This window comes from Phaeobacter sp. 11ANDIMAR09 (genome assembly GCF_001294455.1).
In the GTDB taxonomy this organism is placed as follows: domain Bacteria; phylum Pseudomonadota; class Alphaproteobacteria; order Rhodobacterales; family Rhodobacteraceae; genus Pseudophaeobacter.
The window spans coordinates 192,647-211,015 of record NZ_LIKT01000005.1; the positions used below are offsets into that span (position 1 = coordinate 192,647).

An 18,369-nucleotide genomic window follows, 5' to 3' on the forward strand; every position below is an offset into this window, starting at 1 on the left:
TTGGGCCCAGCGCCGTGCTGACGCACGGCGGCCTCTCTGCCGCAACCTTTGGTCATGCCGCAACCGCGCCGCGCGCCAGCGCGGCGCCCGGCCCAAGGCCGCCAAGGTCACGCGGCGCTAGCCGATGACCTGCGGCCGCGGGAGCCCCCCTTTGCCCGCTAGAGGCCCGGCACAGGCAACTGGCGCGATAGGGCAGCAAACGGAGATTCTGGTTAAACGCCAATCACGGCCTGTACCGCACGCTGCCAACGGGCATAAGCCGCTTCACGCTGCTCCGCCGCCATCTCCGGTGTGAATTTATGTTCCAGAGCCCAGGTCGCCGCAAAGCCTGCCTGATCTGGGTAGATCCCCGCATGCATACCGGCAAGCCAGCCCGCTCCCAGCACAGTCGTTTCCTGCATCCTAGGGCGATCCACTGCCGCTCCCAGCAGATCGGACAGGCTTTGCATCGTCCAGTCGCTGGCACTCATGCCACCATCAACCCGTAGGGTCACATGGGTTTCCTCCGGCCAGTCTGCCCGCATTGCCTCCCACAGATCCCGAGTCTGATAGGCGACGCTTTGCAGCGCCGCGCGCGCCATTTCGGCGGGGCCAGAACCGCGCGTAAGGCCAAAGACGGCACCGCGACATTCGGGCTGCCAATAGGGCGCACCCAGACCGGTAAAGGCCGGCACTAAGAGTACATCCTGCTCGGGATCCGCCGCCTGAGCCAGCTCCCCGGACTGGGCTGCAGTTTCGAGTATGCCCAAACCGTCGCGCAGCCACTGCACCGCAGCGCCGGCAATAAAGATCGACCCTTCCAGCGCATAGGTGGGCTGACCATCCAGCTGATAGGCCACGGTGGTCAGCAGACGGTTGTTTGAGACAACCGGCGTCTCGCCGGTGTTCAGCAGGGCAAAACAGCCCGTCCCATAGGTGGATTTCATCATTCCCGGCTCAAAACAGGCCTGGCCGATTGTGGCGGCCTGCTGGTCGCCGGCAACCCCCAGAATAGGCACCGCCGCCCCGAGGATATCTGGCACAGTTGTGCCAAAATCAGCCGCGCAATCCTTGACCTGAGGCAGCATCTGCATAGGCACTCTCAGCGCCTGGCAGAGCTCTGCACTCCAGGCACCTGCGCGAATATCATAGAGCATGGTGCGTGAGGCATTGGTGGCATCGGTCACATGCGAGGCGCCCCCGGTCAGGCGCCAGATCAGGAAACTGTCGATGGTGCCAAAGAGCAACGTACCATTTGCCGCTTGGTCCCGCGCCCCGGGTGTCTGATCTAGGATCCAGCTCACCTTGGTGCCCGAAAAATAGGGATCCAGCAGCAGGCCGGTTTTGTGGCGGATCATATCCTCATGGCCCTCAGCACGCAGAGCCTCGCAGATCTCAACAGTGCGGCGATCCTGCCAGACGATGGCCTTGTGGATTGGCGTGCCACTGGCCCTGTCCCAGACCGCCGTGGTTTCACGCTGATTGGTGATGCCAATGCCCGCCAGATCCGCAGCTGTGATGCCCTGCTCCGCCAAGACCTGCCGACAGGTCGCAACAACAGAGTCCCAGATCTCTTCCAGGTCATGCTCTACCCAGCCCGCCTTGGGGAAATACTGGGGAAACTCCTGTTGCGCTGAGCCGATGACCTGCATCTCAGCGTCAAACAGCACCGCCCGTGTTGACGTGGTGCCCTGGTCAATTGCCAGAATATATTTCATGTCCCGCCCCTGTGATGGATCTCCTCAGGGCGGGAGTTTAGCTGCAAGATGTTACCGCTGCCAGTCCTGACTAAAGCATTAGTTCAAAAACCGGATCACACCGCGACATTGTCGATGAGCCGCACATCTTCGATCCAGGCCGCCACAAATAGACGCGCTGGCCCCTGTGCCCGCTCCACGGCACTTAGATCCTCGGCAGAACAGAGCGAAAGGTATTCCAGCTCTTCAAATCCTGCAGCCAGGATCTCAGCCTCCGACTGCTTTTTTAGTTCCGCAAAGACACCACCTGCAGACAACCGTGCAGCCAGATCAGTCAAGATTGGGTGCAGTGCCCCAGCCATTTTTGCCCCCTCAGCCGACAACCGCATATTGCGCGAGGACATCGCCAGACCCGATGCTTCGCGCACGGTTGGGCAACCCACCACTTGGATCGGGATATCGAGATCGCGCGCCATACGCCGCACCACCAGAAGCTGCTGATAGTCTTTCTCGCCAAAAAACGCCTGATGCGCCCCGGTTTGCAGAAACAGTTTGGCCACAACCGTGGCAACCCCGTCAAAGTGGCCGGGGCGACTAGCGCCTTCCATCTGATCCGCTACGCCCGTCACAGAGACAGTGCTGGCAAAGCCATCGGGATAGATCTGATCCGGGTCCGGCACATAGATCACATCCACATCATAGGGCTTCAGTTTAATGGCGTCCTCATGTTCGGTTCGAGGATAGTTGGCCAGGTCCTCCGGGTTGTTGAACTGCTTTGGATTAACAAAGATCGTCACTATCACCCGGTCGCAGGCGACCTTGGCCGCCGCAACCAGGGACAAATGGCCCGCATGGAGCGCCCCCATCGTGGGCACCACGGCCACGCGTTCACCGGCGCGAATCCAGTCACTATGCTTGTCCCGCAGCTCGGCGAGTTGGCGAATAATCGGAGCAGTCATGGCGGCTGTTACCCTTTTGCAGGTGCTGTCTGGTCGGCAAAGACATGTTCGGGGGCGGGAAACTCCCGCGCGCGAACCTCGGCTGCGTAGGCGGCAATTGCGGCCTCGGCTTCCTGGCCCAGTTTGCCATAGCGTTTGACGAATTTGGCTTTGAAAGCGGTGAACAGCCCCAGCATGTCATCCACCACCAGCACCTGCCCGTCACAGCCCGCCGAGGCACCAATGCCAATGGTGGGGATTGGAACTGCTGCGGTGATCTCATCCGCAAGGCTTTGCGGCACTTTTTCCAACACCACGGCAAAAGCGCCGGCCTCAGCCACGGCCAGAGCACCGGCCAGAACAACGGTAGCAGCCTCATCGCGTCCCTGCACTTTATAGCCACCCAAAGTGTTGATCGACTGCGGTGTCAGCCCAACATGGGCCATAACCGGAATGCCACGCTCCACTAGAAAACGGATGGTCGTCGCCATCTCGACGCCGCCCTCCAGCTTGACCGCTGCCGCGTTGGTTTCCCGCATCAGGCGAGCGGCATTGCCAAAGGCCTGTTGCGGGCTTTCCTCGTAAGAGCCAAAGGGCATATCTATCACTAACATCGCCCGGCTCAGCCCACGCGCCACCGCCGCACCGTGGAGAATCATCATCTCCATAGTGACGCCCAAGGTCGAAGGAAGCCCGTGCAGCACCATGCCCACGCTGTCACCGACTAAAACAAAGTCACAATGTTCATCCATCATCTGCGCCATAGGCGTGGTATAGGCAGTCAGGCTGACAATTGGCGTTTTGCCCTTCTGCGCAAGGATATCGCTGGCAGTGATGGCGGGGGTCTTTGAGTTCGCGCTCATGGTTTTCCCTGAGTTGGTTCGGGTTGCGCACGTCTATCAACTGACGCGGCGTGCTTCCAGAGGGCGAAATGTCTCGCAGCCCTTGATTACCCAGCGGAAAACGGGAAACCTTGGCTTTAAAGCCCCGGCAACAGGGGATCCACAGCAATAAGGGAATTGAGACATGACATTCAGATCAATCATCTTTGCCGCCAGTTCGACACTGGCTTTGATGGCCGGCGCCGCTTTTGCCAAGGATTCCCTTACCATCGGACTGCAGCTGGAGCCGCCTCATCTTGACCCCACCAGCGCCGCCGCTGGCGCGATTGATCAGGTGCTTTATTCCAATGTTTTTGAAGGGCTGACCCGGTTTATGGGCGATGGATCGGTAGTGCCCGGTCTGGCCAAGAGCTGGGATATCTCCGAAGACGGCCTGTCCTATACATTCCATCTGAACAGCGACGTCACCTTCCATGATGGCACCACCATGGATGCCGATGACGTGAAATTCTCGCTGGACCGCGCCCGCGCCGAGGACAGCACCAATGCGCAAAAAGCCCTCTATGCTGATATCGCCAGCGTCGAGGTCATTGATCCCGCGACAGTCAAACTTACCCTCAGCAAACCAAACGGCAATATGCTGTTCAACCTGGCCTGGGGGGACGCTGTCATTGTTGCGCCCGAAAGCATTGATGACATCAAGACCACACCCGTGGGCACCGGCGCTTTCAAATTCGCAAACTGGGTACAGGGCGACCGCATCACTCTTGAGAAGAATCCCGACTACTGGGGCACACCCGCAGTGCTGAACAGCGCCACGTTTAAATTCATCTCCGACCCGACCGCCGCCTTTGCTGCGGTGATGGCCGAAGATGTGGATGCCTTCTCCGGCTTCCCGGCGCCGGAAAACCTGCCACAGTTTGAGGCCGATCCGCGCTTTCAGGTGCTGGTCGGCTCGACCGAGGGGGAAACCATCCTGTCGACCAACAACAAACAGGCGCCCTTTGACGATGTGCGCGTGCGCGAGGCCCTGGCCCATGCCATCGACCGCCAGGCCATTATTGACGGCGCCATGTTTGGCTATGGCACCCCCATTGGCACCCATTTTGCGCCGCATAACCCGGCCTACAAGGATCTGACCGGAGGCTCTGCCTATGATCCCGAGCGCGCCAAGGCGCTTCTGGCTGAGGCCGGTCTAGCCGATGGCTTTGAAACCACCCTGCACCTGCCGCCACCCTCTTATGCGCGGCGCGGTGGCGAAATCATCGCCGCACAACTGGCGCAGGTCGGCATCAAGGCCGAGATTATCAATGTGGAATGGGCTCAGTGGCTTGAAACCGTGTTCCGCGGCAAAGATTTTGGCCTGACCATCGTCAGCCATACCGAGCCCATGGACATCGGCATCTATGCGCGTCCCGACTACTATTTCCAGTATGACAATGCCGCGTTCCAGGAATTGATGACCAAGCTGAACGGCACCACCGATCCCGATATGCGTATGGCGATGATGCAGCAGGCTCAGGAAACCATCGCCAAGGATTATGTGAACGGCTACCTGTTCCAGCTGGCCTCATTGGGCGTCGCCAAGGCTGATCTGCAGGGGCTTTGGGCCAATGCGCCGACCCAGGCCACCGACCTGACCGCCGTCAGCTGGGCTGAGTAAACCGCCAACACTTCGCCGGGCGCAGCAAAGCTTCTCGCCCGGCAGATTGACCTCTTTTCAGGACAGATGCGATGATTGATCTCTATCCGGCGGGCAGCCGCCCCAGCCGCAAAGCCCCGGACCAGTGGTTCACCGGCGAGGTCTGGATGGATCCGATCATCAGCGCCCCTGCGCCTGCGCGTATCAATGCCCTGCGTGTCAGCTTTGCCCCCGGTGCCCGCACCGCCTGGCATACCCATCCCCTGGGGCAGACCCTAAACATCATCAGCGGGCTGGGACTTGTTGGACTGCGCAATGAAGCCCCCCGCGAGATGCGCCCTGGCGATACCATCTGGATCCCGCCTGGTGTCGAACACTGGCATGGGGCCGCGCCCGAAACCGATATGGTCCACCTCGCTCTGCAGGAAGAGCAGGATGGGTCGGCCGCCGATTGGCAGGAACATGTCTGCGACGCAGACTATCTGCGCAGCACAGACAACAGCGCCTGAAACAGATGCTGCGCTATGCTCTGAAACGTGGGTTTTCGCTGATAATCAGCCTCGCCGTTGCCTCGCTTGTCATCTTCTTCGTGATCGAAATCGCGCCCGGAGATCCCGCCTCTTTCATGCTTGGCATCAATGCCGAGCCCGATACCGTGGCCGCCCTACGCGCCGAGCTGGGGCTGGATCAGGGCAAGTTGCAGCGCTACCTCGCCTGGGTTGGCGGCATGCTGCAGGGGGATTTTGGTATGTCCTATACCTATCGCACCCCTGTCGCGGGCATGATCGCCGACCGCATGTGGGTCTCGCTGCCGCTGGCGCTCTATGCGCTGACGCTGTCGACGCTAATCGCCTTTCCCGCAGGCATCTATGCAGCGGCGCGGCGCGGCAAGGCCGGCGATATGGCGGTGATGGGCGCAACCCAGCTGGGTGTTGCGGTGCCCAATTTCTGGTTTGCTATGATCCTGGTGCTGGTCTTTGCCATCAACCTGCGCTGGTTTGGCGCTGGTGGTTTTGCCGGCTGGGACGACGGGATCGGCACAGCTCTGCATTCGCTGACCCTGCCTGCCATCGCCCTGGCCTTGCCGCAGGCGGCCATTCTGGCCCGTGTCATGCGCTCCGCCCTGCTGGATATCTTGGGCGAAGACTTCATGCGCACCGCCCGCGCCAAGGGGCTCACCCGTCGGCAAGCATTGTGGCGTCATGGGCTGCGCAATGCGATGATCCCGGTGCTCACCATCATCGGCTTGCAGTTTTCCTTTTTGCTGGCCGGGGCCATCATCATCGAGCAGGTGTTTTTCCTACCCGGACTAGGGCGGTTGGTGTTTCAGGCGATTTCCTCGCGTGATCTGATCGTGGTGGAATCGGTGGTGATGATCCTGGTCTTTGCAGTGATCACGGTGAACTTTCTGGTCGATCTCGCCTACGCGCTGGTCGACCCCCGGCTGAGGAGCCGCACATGAGACTGGTCAATCGATACGCCATTGGTCCGGCCAAGCCGGACTGCGCCCGACCCTCCCCACGGGAGGGCGCTTTGCACCCACCCAGGGTCAGGCGCAGTCCTAGCGTCCAATCAGCAAAGGCACATCCATGACCCGCAACCTCATCCTCGGCACAGGGCTGTCCTCGTTGGTGGTTCTGGCGGCGCTTGTCTCCTTCATCTGGACGCCTTTTGATCACACGGCGATGGATATCCCGGCCAAGCTGCAACAGCCCAATGGCACCCATTGGCTGGGCACCGATCACTTTGGCCGCGATATTTTTTCGATGATCATGGTCGGAGCGCGGACCTCTATCGCCGTGGCCCTGGTGGCCGTGGGTATTGGCATGGGGCTGGGCGTGCCGTTGGGGCTGGCCGCCGCCGCCAACAAGGGCAGCTGGCTGGACGAGATCATCATGCGCGCCAATGATCTGGTCTTTGCATTCCCGTCCTTGGTCATTGCCATCCTGATCACCGCCATCTTTGGCGCTGGCGCCATAAACGCCATTGCCGCCATCGGCATCTTTAACATTCCTGTCTTTGCCCGCATTACCCGGGGCGCGGCGCTGTCGCTCTGGGAGCGCGAGTTCATCCTCGCGGCGCGGGTCGCTGGCAAGGGCGCAGCGCGCATTTCCGGCGAACACATCCTGCCCAATATCGCCAACTTGCTGATCGTGCAGGGCACCATTCAGTTCTCGCTGGGCATCCTGGCCGAGGCTGGGCTGTCCTATGTCGGTCTGGGTGCACAGCCCCCCACCCCCAGCTGGGGTCGGATGCTGGCAGATGCCCAAACCATGGTCAGCTTTGCCCCGCATCTGGCCCTTATTCCCGGTTCCGCAATCGTGATCACCGTGCTGGGGCTCAACCTGATGGGCGACGGTCTCCGCGACTGGTTGGACCCAAAACTGAGGCTGGCGCGCTGATGACCCTGCTTGATATAACCAATCTGTCGCTGCGGATCGGCACCCACGAGATCCTCAAAGAGGTCTCGCTATCGGTCGAGGCAGGCGAGATTGTCGCCATCACCGGCGAAAGCGGCTCTGGCAAATCAATGACCGCATTTTCTGCCATGGGATTGCTACCTGAAACAGCGACGACATCAGGTGGGATCAGCCTCTCTGGAACCGATCTTTTGGCACAAAGCGAGGCCCAGATGTGCGACTTGCGCGGGCAGGCCATCGGCATGGTGTTTCAGGAACCGATGACAGCGCTCAACCCGGTCAAAACCATCGGCGATCAGGTGATGGAGACCATCCTAATTCACAAGGCATTGCCGCCGGATCAGGCCCGCGCCCGCGCCCGCGAATTGCTGGACCGTGTCGGCCTGCCTGCGGATCGCTTCCCCCTTGGCCGCTTCCCGCATGAGCTGTCTGGCGGGCAACGACAAAGGGTCGTGATTGCCATGGCCATCGCTCTGCGCCCGAAATTGCTGATCGCAGATGAACCCACCACGGCGCTGGATGTCACCACTCAGGCGCAAATTCTGGAACTGCTGCGGGACCTGGTGCGTGAATTTGACATGGGGCTGATGATCATCACCCACGATCTGGCAGTCGTCGCCGATCTCGCTGATCGCATTGTCGTCATGCGCCATGGGGAAGTGGTGGAAACAGGCGCGACGCAGACGCTCTTGCACAACATGCGGCACCCCTACACCAAGATGCTGTTTGCCGCCTCCAACCACCAAGTGACCCTGCCTGAGCCGCCCGCTCCGCAGCCCCTGCTCGAAGTCAAAGGCGCGGTGCGGGACTATGCGCTGCCCCGCGAAAGCCTCTTTGCCAAACCCGGGCATTTTCGCGCCGTCAAGGATGTCTCCTTTACGCTTTACTGTGGGGAACGCCTGGGATTGGTAGGGGAGAGCGGTTGTGGGAAATCGACCCTAACGCGGGCCATTCTGGGTCTAGAGCCGCTTCAGAGTGGGGAAATTCGCCTTGATGGCATGAAAATCACCACCACGCAGAACCCGGAAATTCGCCGCCGAATGCAGGTGGTGTTTCAGGATCCCTTTGGCAGTTTTAATCCGCGTCACCGGGTTGAGCGATTGATCACCGAACCCTTTTACACCCTGACCGATCCGCCCACAGGCTCTGCCCGTAGTGACCTCATCGCTGAAACACTGCGGGCGGTTGGGTTGCAACCCGAAGACTCGCAAAAGTACGTGCATCAATTCTCAGGTGGGCAACGTCAGCGCATCGCCATAGCCCGCGCGCTCATCACCCGTCCCGAGCTGATTTTGTTTGATGAGGCGGTCTCGGCGCTGGATGTCTCCGTTCGGGCGCAGATCCTGGATCTACTTGCAGAGCTCTGTGAGGCTTATGGCCTGAGTTATCTGTTCATCAGCCATGACCTAAGCGTGGTGCGCACCATCACCGACCGCTGCCTGGTGATGCAAAAAGGCGAAATCGTAGAGGCTGCCGCCACCGAAGAAATCTTTGCCAACCCCAAACACCCCTATACCCGCGCGCTAATCGCAGCGGCACCACAGCTGCCCGAGCTTGAACAGGGGGCCGCGTGATGGTCTCGCTGTCCTTGATTCTGCCCCGTCAGCAGACGATCTTTGCCTCGGTGCTCGCCCCCTATTTCCACGAAGTCGCCCCAGACGTGCCAATCGATCCAGTCAAACGGGCAGAGCAGATGTTGAACCGCAAAGACGTGACTGCCTTTTGGATCCATCTGGCCCAGGCGCGTATTGGCTTTGCGCTGGTTTTGAATCTGCCCGATGATCGTCGTGAGCTGTCAGAGTTTCTGATCGTGCCGCAATATCGGCGCAAGGGCCATGGACAAGAGGCCGCCAGCCTGATCCTACAAGAGTTTCCAGGGCGCTGGCGCATGGGCATCTCTCAACAGTCACCGCAGGCCGCCGCCTTTTGGGGCACCTGCCTCAGCCTGGTGCCTGGCCTAAGCGCCCTGCAAACCGGAGCGCCATTTACCGAACATCAGACCAAAAGCTATACCTTCGACATTGCAGGACCCGAAAATGCCTAATCCCAAAACAGATAATGCGACGCCAATTTGGTTCGATCCCAGCCTGTGCCTGATTGGCGGCAGCTGGCAGCCTGCACAGAGCGGCCAAACACTGCCGCTGGTGGATCCTTCCGATGGCAGCGACCTGTGTCAGATCGCGCGCGGGGGGAGCGCAGATATTGACGCCGCAGTTCAGGCCGCCAAAGCGGCTCTCTCTGGGGGCTGGGGCCGGATGACCGCGCTGGAGCGGGGCCGCATCCTGACCCGTATTGGCCAGTTGGTGCTGGAACGGGTCGACGACCTGGCGGCGCTGGAAGTGCGTGATGTGGGCAAACCTCTGACCCAGGCGCGCGCCGATGCTGTGGCGCTGGCGCGGTACTGCGAGTTCTACGGCGGTGCCGCCGACAAAGTGCATGGTGAGACCATCCCCTATCTGGATGGATATACGGTCTATACCCTGCGCGAGCCACATGGTGTCACCGGCCATATCGTGCCCTGGAACTACCCAATGCAGATCATTGGCCGCTCGGTTGGCGCCGCCCTAGCCATGGGCAATGCCTGTGTGCTCAAACCCGCTGAAGAGGCCTGCCTGACAGCCTTGGCCTTTGCTCATATTGCACAGGAGGCCGGGCTGCCCGCCGGGGCACTGAACGTGGTCCCCGGGATCGGTGCTGAAGCAGGCGCTGCGCTGACCGCCCATCCCGGCGTGCACCATATCTCTTTCACCGGATCGGTTGCCACCGGGGCGCTGGTGCAGCAGGCAGCAGGTAAAAACGTGGTGCCGGTGACGCTGGAACTGGGCGGCAAATCCCCGCAGCTGGTTTTTGACGACGCCGATCTGGACGCCGCCCTGCCCTTTTTGGTCAATGCCGGCATTCAAAACGCAGGTCAGACCTGCTCAGCCTCCTCGCGCATTCTGGTGCAGCGCGGCGTCTATGAGGCGGTGAAGCAGCGCATGTCAGCGGCCTATGAGGCCCTTACAGTTGGCCCCGCGGCGCAGGATCTGCGGCTTGGGCCGCTGATTTCAGCGCGACAGAAGCAGGTTGTCGAAGGCTTCCTGGCAAAAGGTCACGACCTGACAATCGCGGCCCAGGGAGAAATCATCGAAGATGCACCTGCAACCGGCGCCTATGTGCGCCCGACCCTCTTTGCCGATGTCACAGCCGATCATGCCCTGGCCCAGGAAGAGATCTTTGGCCCGGTTCAGATCTTAATCCCCTTTGACAGCGAAGAGGAAGCCCTAGAAATCGCCAATGCCACGGAATTTGGCCTGGTTGCCAGTATCTGGACCCGAGATGGTGCCCGGCAGATGCGACTGGCCAAGAAGCTGCGCGCAGGCCAGGTGTTTGTGAACAACTACGGGGCCGGCGGTGGTGTTGAGCTACCATTCGGCGGCATAGGAAAATCCGGGCATGGGCGGGAAAAAGGCTTTGAGGCGCTATATGGGTTTTCCCAGCTGAAAACCGTGGCTGCGCATCACGGCTGATTCCCCACCAATAGGGGAGCTAGCGGGGCTCTGCCCCCGGCCCTTTGGGCCTCCCCCGGGATATTTTTGGCCAAATGAAAAGCTCAACCCCGAACCGAGCAGCTGGCATCGGCGGTAGAAGGGTGGCGAGCGCCCTCTCATCACCTTCTTCAAATATTCCCGCCGGAGGCATCACCGCGCGCATGCGCGGTGAAAATGGCACGGCCCGAGCGCCTAGACCACAACCTTGATCGCGAGTTGATCGCCAACCCCAAAAACACGTTTATAACGGTCTATTTCCTTTGCAGGCCCCATGGCCTTTTCCGGATTGTCCGACAGTTTTACGGTTGGTTTTCCGTTGGCCGATATCGCTTTGCAAACGAGCGAGAAGGGAGCCAAGCCGTCCCCGGGAACCAAGCCGCGAAAATCATTGGTCAACAGGGTGCCCCAGCCAAAAGAGACTTTGGTGCGGCCGGCAAACTGCCCATGGAGTTCGGTGATTTTTTCAACGTCCAACCCGTCCGAGAAGATGACCCGCTTGTCTTGCGGGTCCTCACCGCGATCCTGCCACCATTTGATCGCCACTTCAGCCCCAGCCGCAGGGTCACCGCTGTCGATGCGGATGCCGGTCCACCCCGCCAGCCAGTCTGGTGCATGGTCCAGAAAGCCCTGGGTGCCATAGGTGTCGGGCAGAATGATCCGCAGGTTACCGTCATGTTCGTCATGCCAGTCTGACAGGACTTCATAGGGCGCCTGCGCCAGGGCGGTATCATCCGCTGCCAAAGCTGAATAGACCATCGGCAGCTCATGGGCATTGGTGCCGATCGCCTCGACCTCGCGGCGCATGGCAATCAGACAGTTCGAGGTGCCGGTGAACGCATCGCCCAAACCTTCGCGCATCGCTTGCACGCACCAGTCCTGCCAGAGAAAGCCGTGTCGCCGCCGGGTGCCAAAATCCGCAATGCTGAGTCCGTCGATCTGGCGCAGCCGTTCGATTTTTTCCCAGACCCGGGTCATGGCCCGCGCATAAAGCACCTGTAGTTCAAACCGCCCCATGTCGTTCAAGACCGCCCGGGAGCGCAGCTCCATCAGCACAGCCAGGGCTGAGATCTCCCAGAGCATGACCTCATGCCACTTGCCCTCAAAGGTCAGCTCATATTGATCGCCGACACGTTCCAGGTGGTAGGCCGGCAGGCGCAGGTTCTCGAACCATTCCATGAAATCCGAACGGAACATCTGCCGTTTGCCATAAAAGGTATTTCCGCGCAGCCAGGTGCTTTCGCCACGCGACAAAGACAAAGAGCGAATATGGTCCAGCTGCTCGCGTAGCTCACCTTCGTCGATCAAATGCGCCAGCGGCACCGAAGTCGACCGGTTGATCAGCGAAAAGGTGACTTCGGTCTCTGGCTTGTTGCGAAACACTGATTGGCACATCAGCAGCTTATAAAAGTCCGTATCAATCAACGAACGGATGATTGGATCGATCTTCCATTTGTGATTGTAGACGCGGGTTGCGATATCCACCGGCGGCCTCATGCAAGTTGGGTCATGACTTGATAGGACAGGCGGCGGGTCAGAGCAAGGCAAGGACACCGACCCGAGCCCCCGGTAAAGCGCCTGCTACCCGGTCATCTGCATCCGCCGCTGATCGGCAAAGGCGGTCAGGACCTCCAATAGCCGTTTTCTGGAGATGGGTTTGGTGACAAATTCATTCATGCCGGCAGCCAGGCAGGCCTCGCGATCTGTGTCAAAGGCATTGGCCGTCAAGGCGATAATCTGGGGCTGATCCTGCTCCCAGGAGCGGATGATATGCGTGGCTTCCAGCCCATCCATAACCGGCATACTCACATCCATCAGGATAATGTCCGGCCCCCAGAGTTTAGTCTTATCCACGGCCTCCGCCCCATCATGGGCAAAGTCCAGTTCCACGGCTGTATCTTTCAAGAACTTCCTGATTAACAAGCGGTTGACCCGATTATCTTCGGCCACCAGAACCTTTAGCCCTGGCAACATACCCTCGTGGTCCTCGACCGCCGGTGCAGGAGCCAGAAGGGCCTCACCCGCCTTGGCCAAACCAAAGGGTAGCCGCAGCGTGAAACAGGACCCTGACCCAATTTCAGAGGTGACGGTGATACGCCCCCCCATTGCTTCGGCCAGACGTCTGGAGATGGCAAGCCCAAGCCCCGAACCGCCAAAGCGCCGACTGATGGCGGCATCTGCCTGCGAAAACCGCTCAAAGATACCGGTCAGCATGTCCTTTGGAATGCCGATCCCGGTGTCACTGACGGCAAAGGTCAACATCGCTCCGCCAGCCTTTGCCGGTTCGGATTCCACCGTGATCTTGACCCGGCCTTTTTCAGTAAACTTGACGGCGTTACCGACCAGGTTGTTCAGGATCTGACGCAACCTATGGTCGTCTCCAAGCAGATAGCGGGGCAGATCCACATCCCGTTCGACATCCAGCGTCAACCCCTTGATTTCAGCCTGCGTGCGCAGCAATCGGGTGGTTTCATCGATGCATTGGTGCAGGTCAAAATCACAGGGATTTATGGTGATCTGCCCCTCGTCTAGCTTGGACAGGTCCAGAATGTCATTGATCAGCGCCAACAAAGTTTTGGCCGAGCTGAGAATGGTACTGGTATAGAGCTTCTGATCCCCATCCAGTTTAGTTTCTTCCAACAATTGTGCCATTCCGATCACCCCATTCATCGGGGTACGGATTTCGTGGCTCATGGTTGCAAGGAAGTCCGCTTTGGCACGGCCGCCTTTTTCGGCGGCCTGGCGGGCCTCTTCCAGCTGCTGAGCATTCTGTTTCGCCACTGTGATGTCCCGCTCGATGGCGACATAGGACATCTCCCCGCCCTGGCTGCCCAGGATAGGGACCTGATTGGTCTCGAGCCAGATGTCGCGCCCATCTTTATGGCGGTTTAGGATTTCAACTCTAAAGGGCTGTCTGGCCCGCCGCCCTGCCTTAATCTTTCTGACCGTTTCCTGACTGGTCCCCGGGTGATTCAGCAATTCGCCGGCTTCGCGGCCCAGAATTTCGTCAAACCGGTAGCCAGTAATGCGGGTGAAGGCCTCGTTCACCCATTGCACCCTGTTCTTTCCGTCAATGAGCAGAACACTGTCGTTGGCATGGCGGGCCACCAGAGCCAACCGCTTGGCCTCGACCTGTTGATCCAAAAGCCGCTGATAGGCGCCTTCCAGTTCTTGTTGCTGCAGGGCTTGGGTCAGCATTCCACTGCGCTTGCGTTCAAAGCTGCGCACAACAAAGATCAAATGCCAGGTCAATGATCCGCAGAGAATCAACGCACCGGCCAATTGCAACTGAAATGCCATATCGTGATAGTCGGTCGGGCCAGAAACAAGAACCAGAAAGGGGGCAATCGCAAAGACGATCAATCGCGCAATCGCGGCAGGGCGGTGAAAGGGATAGGTCAGGCCAGCATTGATGGCCGCGCTCGCCAAAAGCCCGATGGTAAAGATCGGCGTCACCTCGATCGCCCCTGCATCACCAAATAGCGGTTCCGCCCAATAGGGGCTCGCCGCCCCAAGCGCCAAGGAAACCCCATGTACCAAAGCCGTAAGGGTGCTGATCTGACGTAGCGGTTTGGTATCTGCGCCGGCTTTGACCAGCCGATAGGCGTGGCGCATATAGAGCCAGTTAATCGCTTCAGCGGAACAGGTTACCAAAAGGGTCATGACCCCTGTCAGTGGTGAGGCCACCACCCACAGCACAAGACCGACCATAAGAAGAAAGCCAACACGCGGCCAAACGAAGCTAATCTGCCCCCGCAGGTATCGCTGAAACAACCCGTCCCGGCTGTACCGGTCGTGGTGCTGAGCCAATGGCCCCCTCTTTGACTTTTCCTCACCAGACTTATCGCGGCCCGGTTTTCCTAAGGTCGTCATTCGTCGCTGTTGCCTCCGCGCAATCAGCCAAACATAGCAAAACCACTCTTTCAGAAATCCTAAAGTTCGATGAGAACAGGAAAAATCGCGGAGTGACTTTGCTTTGGCCTTCAGCCCTCTTGCAGATCCACTCCGGCCGCTTGCATCTCTGCCAACGCTCTGTTCAAGGATCCGTCCAGATCGATGCCCCGGCAGGCCGCAAGCGCGACACCGACCTTAAAACCAAGCTTGGCAGCATCAAGGGCCGAATAGGCAACGCAAAAATCAGTCGCCAAGCCAACCAATGTCAGCTCGGAGATCCCCCGAGAGCGCAGGTAACCTTCTAGGCCCGTTGGGGTCTTTTGATCATTTTCAAAAAAGCCCGAATAGCTGTCAATTGACGGCCGGAAACCTTTGCGAATGATGACATCGCCACGCTGATCCAGATCACTGTGAAATGCGGCTCCTGGGCTGCCCTGGACGCAGTGATCCGGCCATAACACCTGCGTGCCATAGGCCATTTCGATGGTTCCAAAGGGGGGCATGTCAGGATGCGAGCTTGCAAAGGAGGAATGCCCGGCCGGATGCCAATCCTGTGTCAGGACAACTGTCTCAAAATCCTTCATCAGAGCGTTGATCGGAGCCACAACTTCATCGCCACCGGGGACCGCAAGCGCGCCGCCTGGACAAAAATCGTTCTGCACATCAATTACGATCAGGGCCTGTGTCATCTTTGCTCCTTCAAGCGTCAGCGCGATACTCTAGCCATCACACCGATAAAATGTCTATCGGACATAGACCAAACACCGGCGCAAAGGCGCAAACTGTTGGCAAAACACCATGCTCTTTTGGGTTTTCCTTGAAAAATGTGGCACAGAGTTCTAAGGGCGCATCATGTTTAAAATCGCTGCCCTCTATCACTTCACCCGCTTCACCGATCCCGCCGCCCTGCAACCGGCCCTGCTGGAGCTTTGCCAAGGCCAATCGGTCACCGGATCCCTGTTGCTGGCCCATGAGGGGATCAATGGCACCATCGCGGGGCCCGAGGCCGGGATTGATGCGGTTCTCAACCATATCAAAACCCTGCCGGGCTGTGCCGATCTGGAATGGAAGGTCGCCTTTAGTGATCATCCTCCTTTTGGCAAGATGAAGGTCCGCCTGAAGAAAGAGATCGTCACCATGGGGCAGCCCGATGTCGATCCCAAAGCCAGCGTCGGTCACTATGTCGAACCGGAAGACTGGAACGATCTGATCCGCGCCGAGGATGTAGCCGTCATCGACACCCGCAACGATTACGAAGTGCAGATTGGCACTTTTGAAGGGGCGATCGACCCGGAAACCGCAAGCTTTCGCGATTTTCCCGCCTGGTGGCAGGCCAACAAGGAGCGTTTCCACAACAAGCGCGTTGCGATGTTTTGTACCGGCGGCATTCGCTGCGAAAAGTCGACCAACTACCTGCTGAGCCAGGGCGTCGAAGATGTTTACCACCTCAAGGGCGGCATTCTGCGCTATCTCGAAGAGATCCCGGCCGCAGACAGCAGCTGGCAGGGTGAGTGCTTTGTTTTTGATAACCGCGTCTCGGTTGGTCATGGCCTGGCCGAAGGACCGCATGAACTGTGCCACGGCTGCCGTCGCCCCATTCTCCCCCAGGACAAAACACATCCGGGTTTTGAACTGGGTGTTTCCTGCCATCAGTGCGTCGATGAAACCTCCGAAGCCGACAAAGCCCGGTTCCGCGAGCGGCAAAAACAGATGCGCCTAGCCCGCGAACGAGGCGAAGCGCATCACGGCGGGCGCAGCGTCTAGCGCTCTCCAGCTCGAGGAGAGGGCGAGATTCTCTATGCAACCAAGAGATTTTTTTGTTGCGCGTTAACCTATAGTAGGTACATTTCGAAGGCAGATTTTCATTTTTGTGCGTAAATTTTAGGCGCAAATGAGCGAACATCCACATCAGGCAATTTTCGCCTGATCACATAATTTCATTGAATATTTCATCTGTTTTGTAAAACGGTGAGGCCAAAAGCCGCGCTGTAGTAAAGAGTGTCCGCCCAATTCCATGGAGGTGAGTGTGGGGGAAAAGAAGTATGAATAATGCGGCGATCAACATTGGCGCGCAAGCGGAAGTGAAACCCCAGAAGACCCCTGGTATTTCGCTAGGCGCAATGCGCATTCCGGATCTTTTTCGCGACCTGCCGGATGCAGTGGTCATTGCCGATGAACACCAACGTATCACTTGGGTCAACACCGCGTTTCAGGCTCTCTTTGGCTATGACAAGGAAGAGCTGATCGGGAAGAACGCCGAACGGCTTTATGCTGATCCCAACAGTTTTGAGAGACAAACGCGCGGGCGTTTTGCTGCTGATCCTGGCGCGCAGGATCACAACTTCGAAATGCGCTACCTACGCAAAGATGGCAGCAGCTTTCTGACCCAGACAACCGGTGGCCCGATCCATGACAGGGATGGCCAGTTTCTGGGTCTCTTTGCTATAATCAAAGACATCTCGCAGAGTCGAGCGATCGAAAACCTGTTGCACCGGCTGTTTGAAATTTCTGCTGATCAGGACATGGAGAGCACCACCAAGATCCAGACCATCCTGGAGCTGGGCTGCGAGCATTTTCAAACTGACTCCGCGCTGGTCAGCTGGGTACGCGGTGACAGCTATACGATCCTTTACAGCCATTCTGATCTGGTTGATATTCCACGTGGAAGCAGCTTCCAATTGGGCGAAACCTATTGCTCTGAAATGCTCAAAAGCAATGCCCCGATGGCCTGTCACAACGCCAAACAATCACAGTTTGCCTCCCACCCCTGCTATGATCTCTTTCTGCTGGAGACTTATATCGGTGTCCCCTTGATCGTGGATGGGGCCCGGTTTGGTACGCTCAACTTTACCTCGCCCGAGGCACGCCACCCGTTTGAACCCCATGATCTGGAAATCATCAAGATGTTCGCCGCTTGGATCAGTCAACAGCTGAACGTGGAAAAAGCCACCAATCAGCTGCCCACGGCCCCCCCCAGGCCTGAATAGCACGGGCTCCCGATCAGGCGCCGATCCGGTCGTGGTCTGTCAGGCACTCGGAGTGATCACGGAGCACCTCGAGCACCCGGCAGTCTGCAACCGAATGATGACCGCAGTCCTTGATCATGCGCTGCAACTCGACCTGTAGGGCCTGCAGCCTGGCGATGCGGTCCTCCACCTGTTTCAACTGCCGTCGGGCAATGGAATCTGCATCCGCGCAGGACTGAGTGGGATTGTCCGCCAGATCCAACAGCTCGCGGATGGCCTCCAGCGAAAAGCCCAGCTGCCGCCCATGGCGGACAAAGCCCAACCGGTCCAGATCGGTCTGACCATAGCGCCTCTGCCCGCCTTCGGTACGCTCGGGCTCGGGCAGCAGGCCGATGGTTTCATAGTAGCGAATGGTCTGCACTTTGGTTCCGGTGCGTTTTGCCAGACCACCAATTGTCAGCATC

16 protein-coding genes are annotated in these 18,369 nt (G+C 58.9%); 9 read left to right on the plus strand and 7 right to left on the minus strand.

The annotated features are described in order from the left end of the window. Positions 1-212 precede the first annotated feature (212 nt). The 3 genes from glpK to panB form a co-directional block, all read right to left on the minus strand. Positions 213-1,697, minus strand: a complete 1,485-nt coding sequence (glpK, locus tag AN476_RS06400) for a glycerol kinase GlpK (protein WP_054460150.1) — start codon at positions 1,695-1,697, stop codon at positions 213-215. Between the two features lie 95 nt (positions 1,698-1,792). Continuing rightward, complete coding sequence (panC, locus tag AN476_RS06405) at positions 1,793-2,635, minus strand: pantoate--beta-alanine ligase (RefSeq protein WP_054460151.1); 843 nt, start codon at positions 2,633-2,635, stop codon at positions 1,793-1,795. An 8-nt stretch (positions 2,636-2,643) separates the two neighbouring features. After that, a complete protein-coding gene (panB, locus tag AN476_RS06410) occupies positions 2,644-3,477 on the minus strand; it encodes a 3-methyl-2-oxobutanoate hydroxymethyltransferase (protein WP_054460152.1) in 834 nt (277 codons plus the stop codon). 163 nt (positions 3,478-3,640) lie between these two features. Here panB and AN476_RS06415 point away from each other — a divergent pair, with 163 nt between their 5' ends. From AN476_RS06415 to AN476_RS06445, 7 genes are all read left to right on the plus strand, one after another. Further along, positions 3,641-5,119, plus strand: a complete 1,479-nt coding sequence (locus tag AN476_RS06415; RefSeq protein ID WP_054460153.1) for an ABC transporter substrate-binding protein — start codon at positions 3,641-3,643, stop codon at positions 5,117-5,119. A 71-nt stretch (positions 5,120-5,190) separates the two neighbouring features. Beyond that, positions 5,191-5,607: a cupin domain-containing protein gene (locus AN476_RS06420; RefSeq protein ID WP_216598373.1), complete on the plus strand. Its 417-nt coding sequence runs from the start codon at positions 5,191-5,193 to the stop codon at positions 5,605-5,607. 5 nt (positions 5,608-5,612) lie between these two features. After that, entirely contained in the window at positions 5,613-6,560 is a 948-nt protein-coding gene (locus AN476_RS06425; RefSeq protein WP_054460154.1) for an ABC transporter permease, read from the plus strand. Positions 6,561-6,687: 127 nt separating this feature from the next. After that, positions 6,688-7,500, plus strand: coding sequence for an ABC transporter permease (locus AN476_RS06430; RefSeq protein WP_054460155.1), 813 nt, complete (start codon positions 6,688-6,690; stop codon positions 7,498-7,500). Then, positions 7,500-9,092, plus strand: coding sequence for an ABC transporter ATP-binding protein (locus AN476_RS06435; protein WP_054460156.1), 1,593 nt, complete (start codon positions 7,500-7,502; stop codon positions 9,090-9,092). Before AN476_RS06430 ends, AN476_RS06435 begins: the two co-directional genes overlap by 1 nt. Beyond that, positions 9,092-9,562 (plus strand): GNAT family N-acetyltransferase, encoded by a 471-nt coding sequence (locus tag AN476_RS06440; protein WP_371257309.1) that lies wholly within the window; start codon positions 9,092-9,094, stop codon positions 9,560-9,562. The genes AN476_RS06435 and AN476_RS06440 overlap by 1 nt, the downstream gene beginning before the upstream one ends. Beyond that, the gene (locus AN476_RS06445) at positions 9,555-11,027 is read left to right on the plus strand and encodes an aldehyde dehydrogenase family protein (protein WP_054460158.1); all 1,473 of its coding nucleotides are present in this window, start codon (positions 9,555-9,557) and stop codon (positions 11,025-11,027) included. Before AN476_RS06440 ends, AN476_RS06445 begins: the two co-directional genes overlap by 8 nt. A gap of 213 nt (positions 11,028-11,240) precedes the next feature. Here the strand turns inward: AN476_RS06445 and pncB are convergent, their stop codons facing one another. The 3 genes from pncB to pncA form a co-directional block, all read right to left on the minus strand. Then, positions 11,241-12,530 (minus strand): nicotinate phosphoribosyltransferase, encoded by a 1,290-nt coding sequence (gene pncB, locus AN476_RS06450; protein WP_054460159.1) that lies wholly within the window; start codon positions 12,528-12,530, stop codon positions 11,241-11,243. 96 nt (positions 12,531-12,626) lie between these two features. After that, positions 12,627-14,708: an ATP-binding protein gene (locus AN476_RS06455; RefSeq protein WP_253279840.1), complete on the minus strand. Its 2,082-nt coding sequence runs from the start codon at positions 14,706-14,708 to the stop codon at positions 12,627-12,629. Between the two features lie 320 nt (positions 14,709-15,028). Further along, entirely contained in the window at positions 15,029-15,628 is a 600-nt protein-coding gene (gene pncA, locus AN476_RS06460) for a bifunctional nicotinamidase/pyrazinamidase (RefSeq protein WP_054460161.1), read from the minus strand. 163 nt (positions 15,629-15,791) lie between these two features. On the opposite strand from pncA, the gene AN476_RS06465 reads away from it, so the two are divergent. Beyond that, the gene (locus AN476_RS06465) at positions 15,792-16,703 is read left to right on the plus strand and encodes a rhodanese-related sulfurtransferase (RefSeq protein WP_054460162.1); all 912 of its coding nucleotides are present in this window, start codon (positions 15,792-15,794) and stop codon (positions 16,701-16,703) included. Positions 16,704-16,981: 278 nt separating this feature from the next. After that, entirely contained in the window at positions 16,982-17,926 is a 945-nt protein-coding gene (locus AN476_RS06470) for a PAS domain S-box protein (RefSeq protein WP_083464255.1), read from the plus strand. Between the two features lie 13 nt (positions 17,927-17,939). On the opposite strand, the gene AN476_RS06475 is transcribed toward AN476_RS06470, so the two are convergent. Beyond that, positions 17,940-18,368 carry a helix-turn-helix domain-containing protein gene (locus tag AN476_RS06475; RefSeq protein WP_054460163.1) on the minus strand — a complete coding sequence of 143 codons (429 nt, stop codon included), beginning with the start codon at positions 18,366-18,368 and terminating at the stop codon, positions 17,940-17,942. Between the last annotated feature and the right edge of the window lies 1 nt (position 18,369).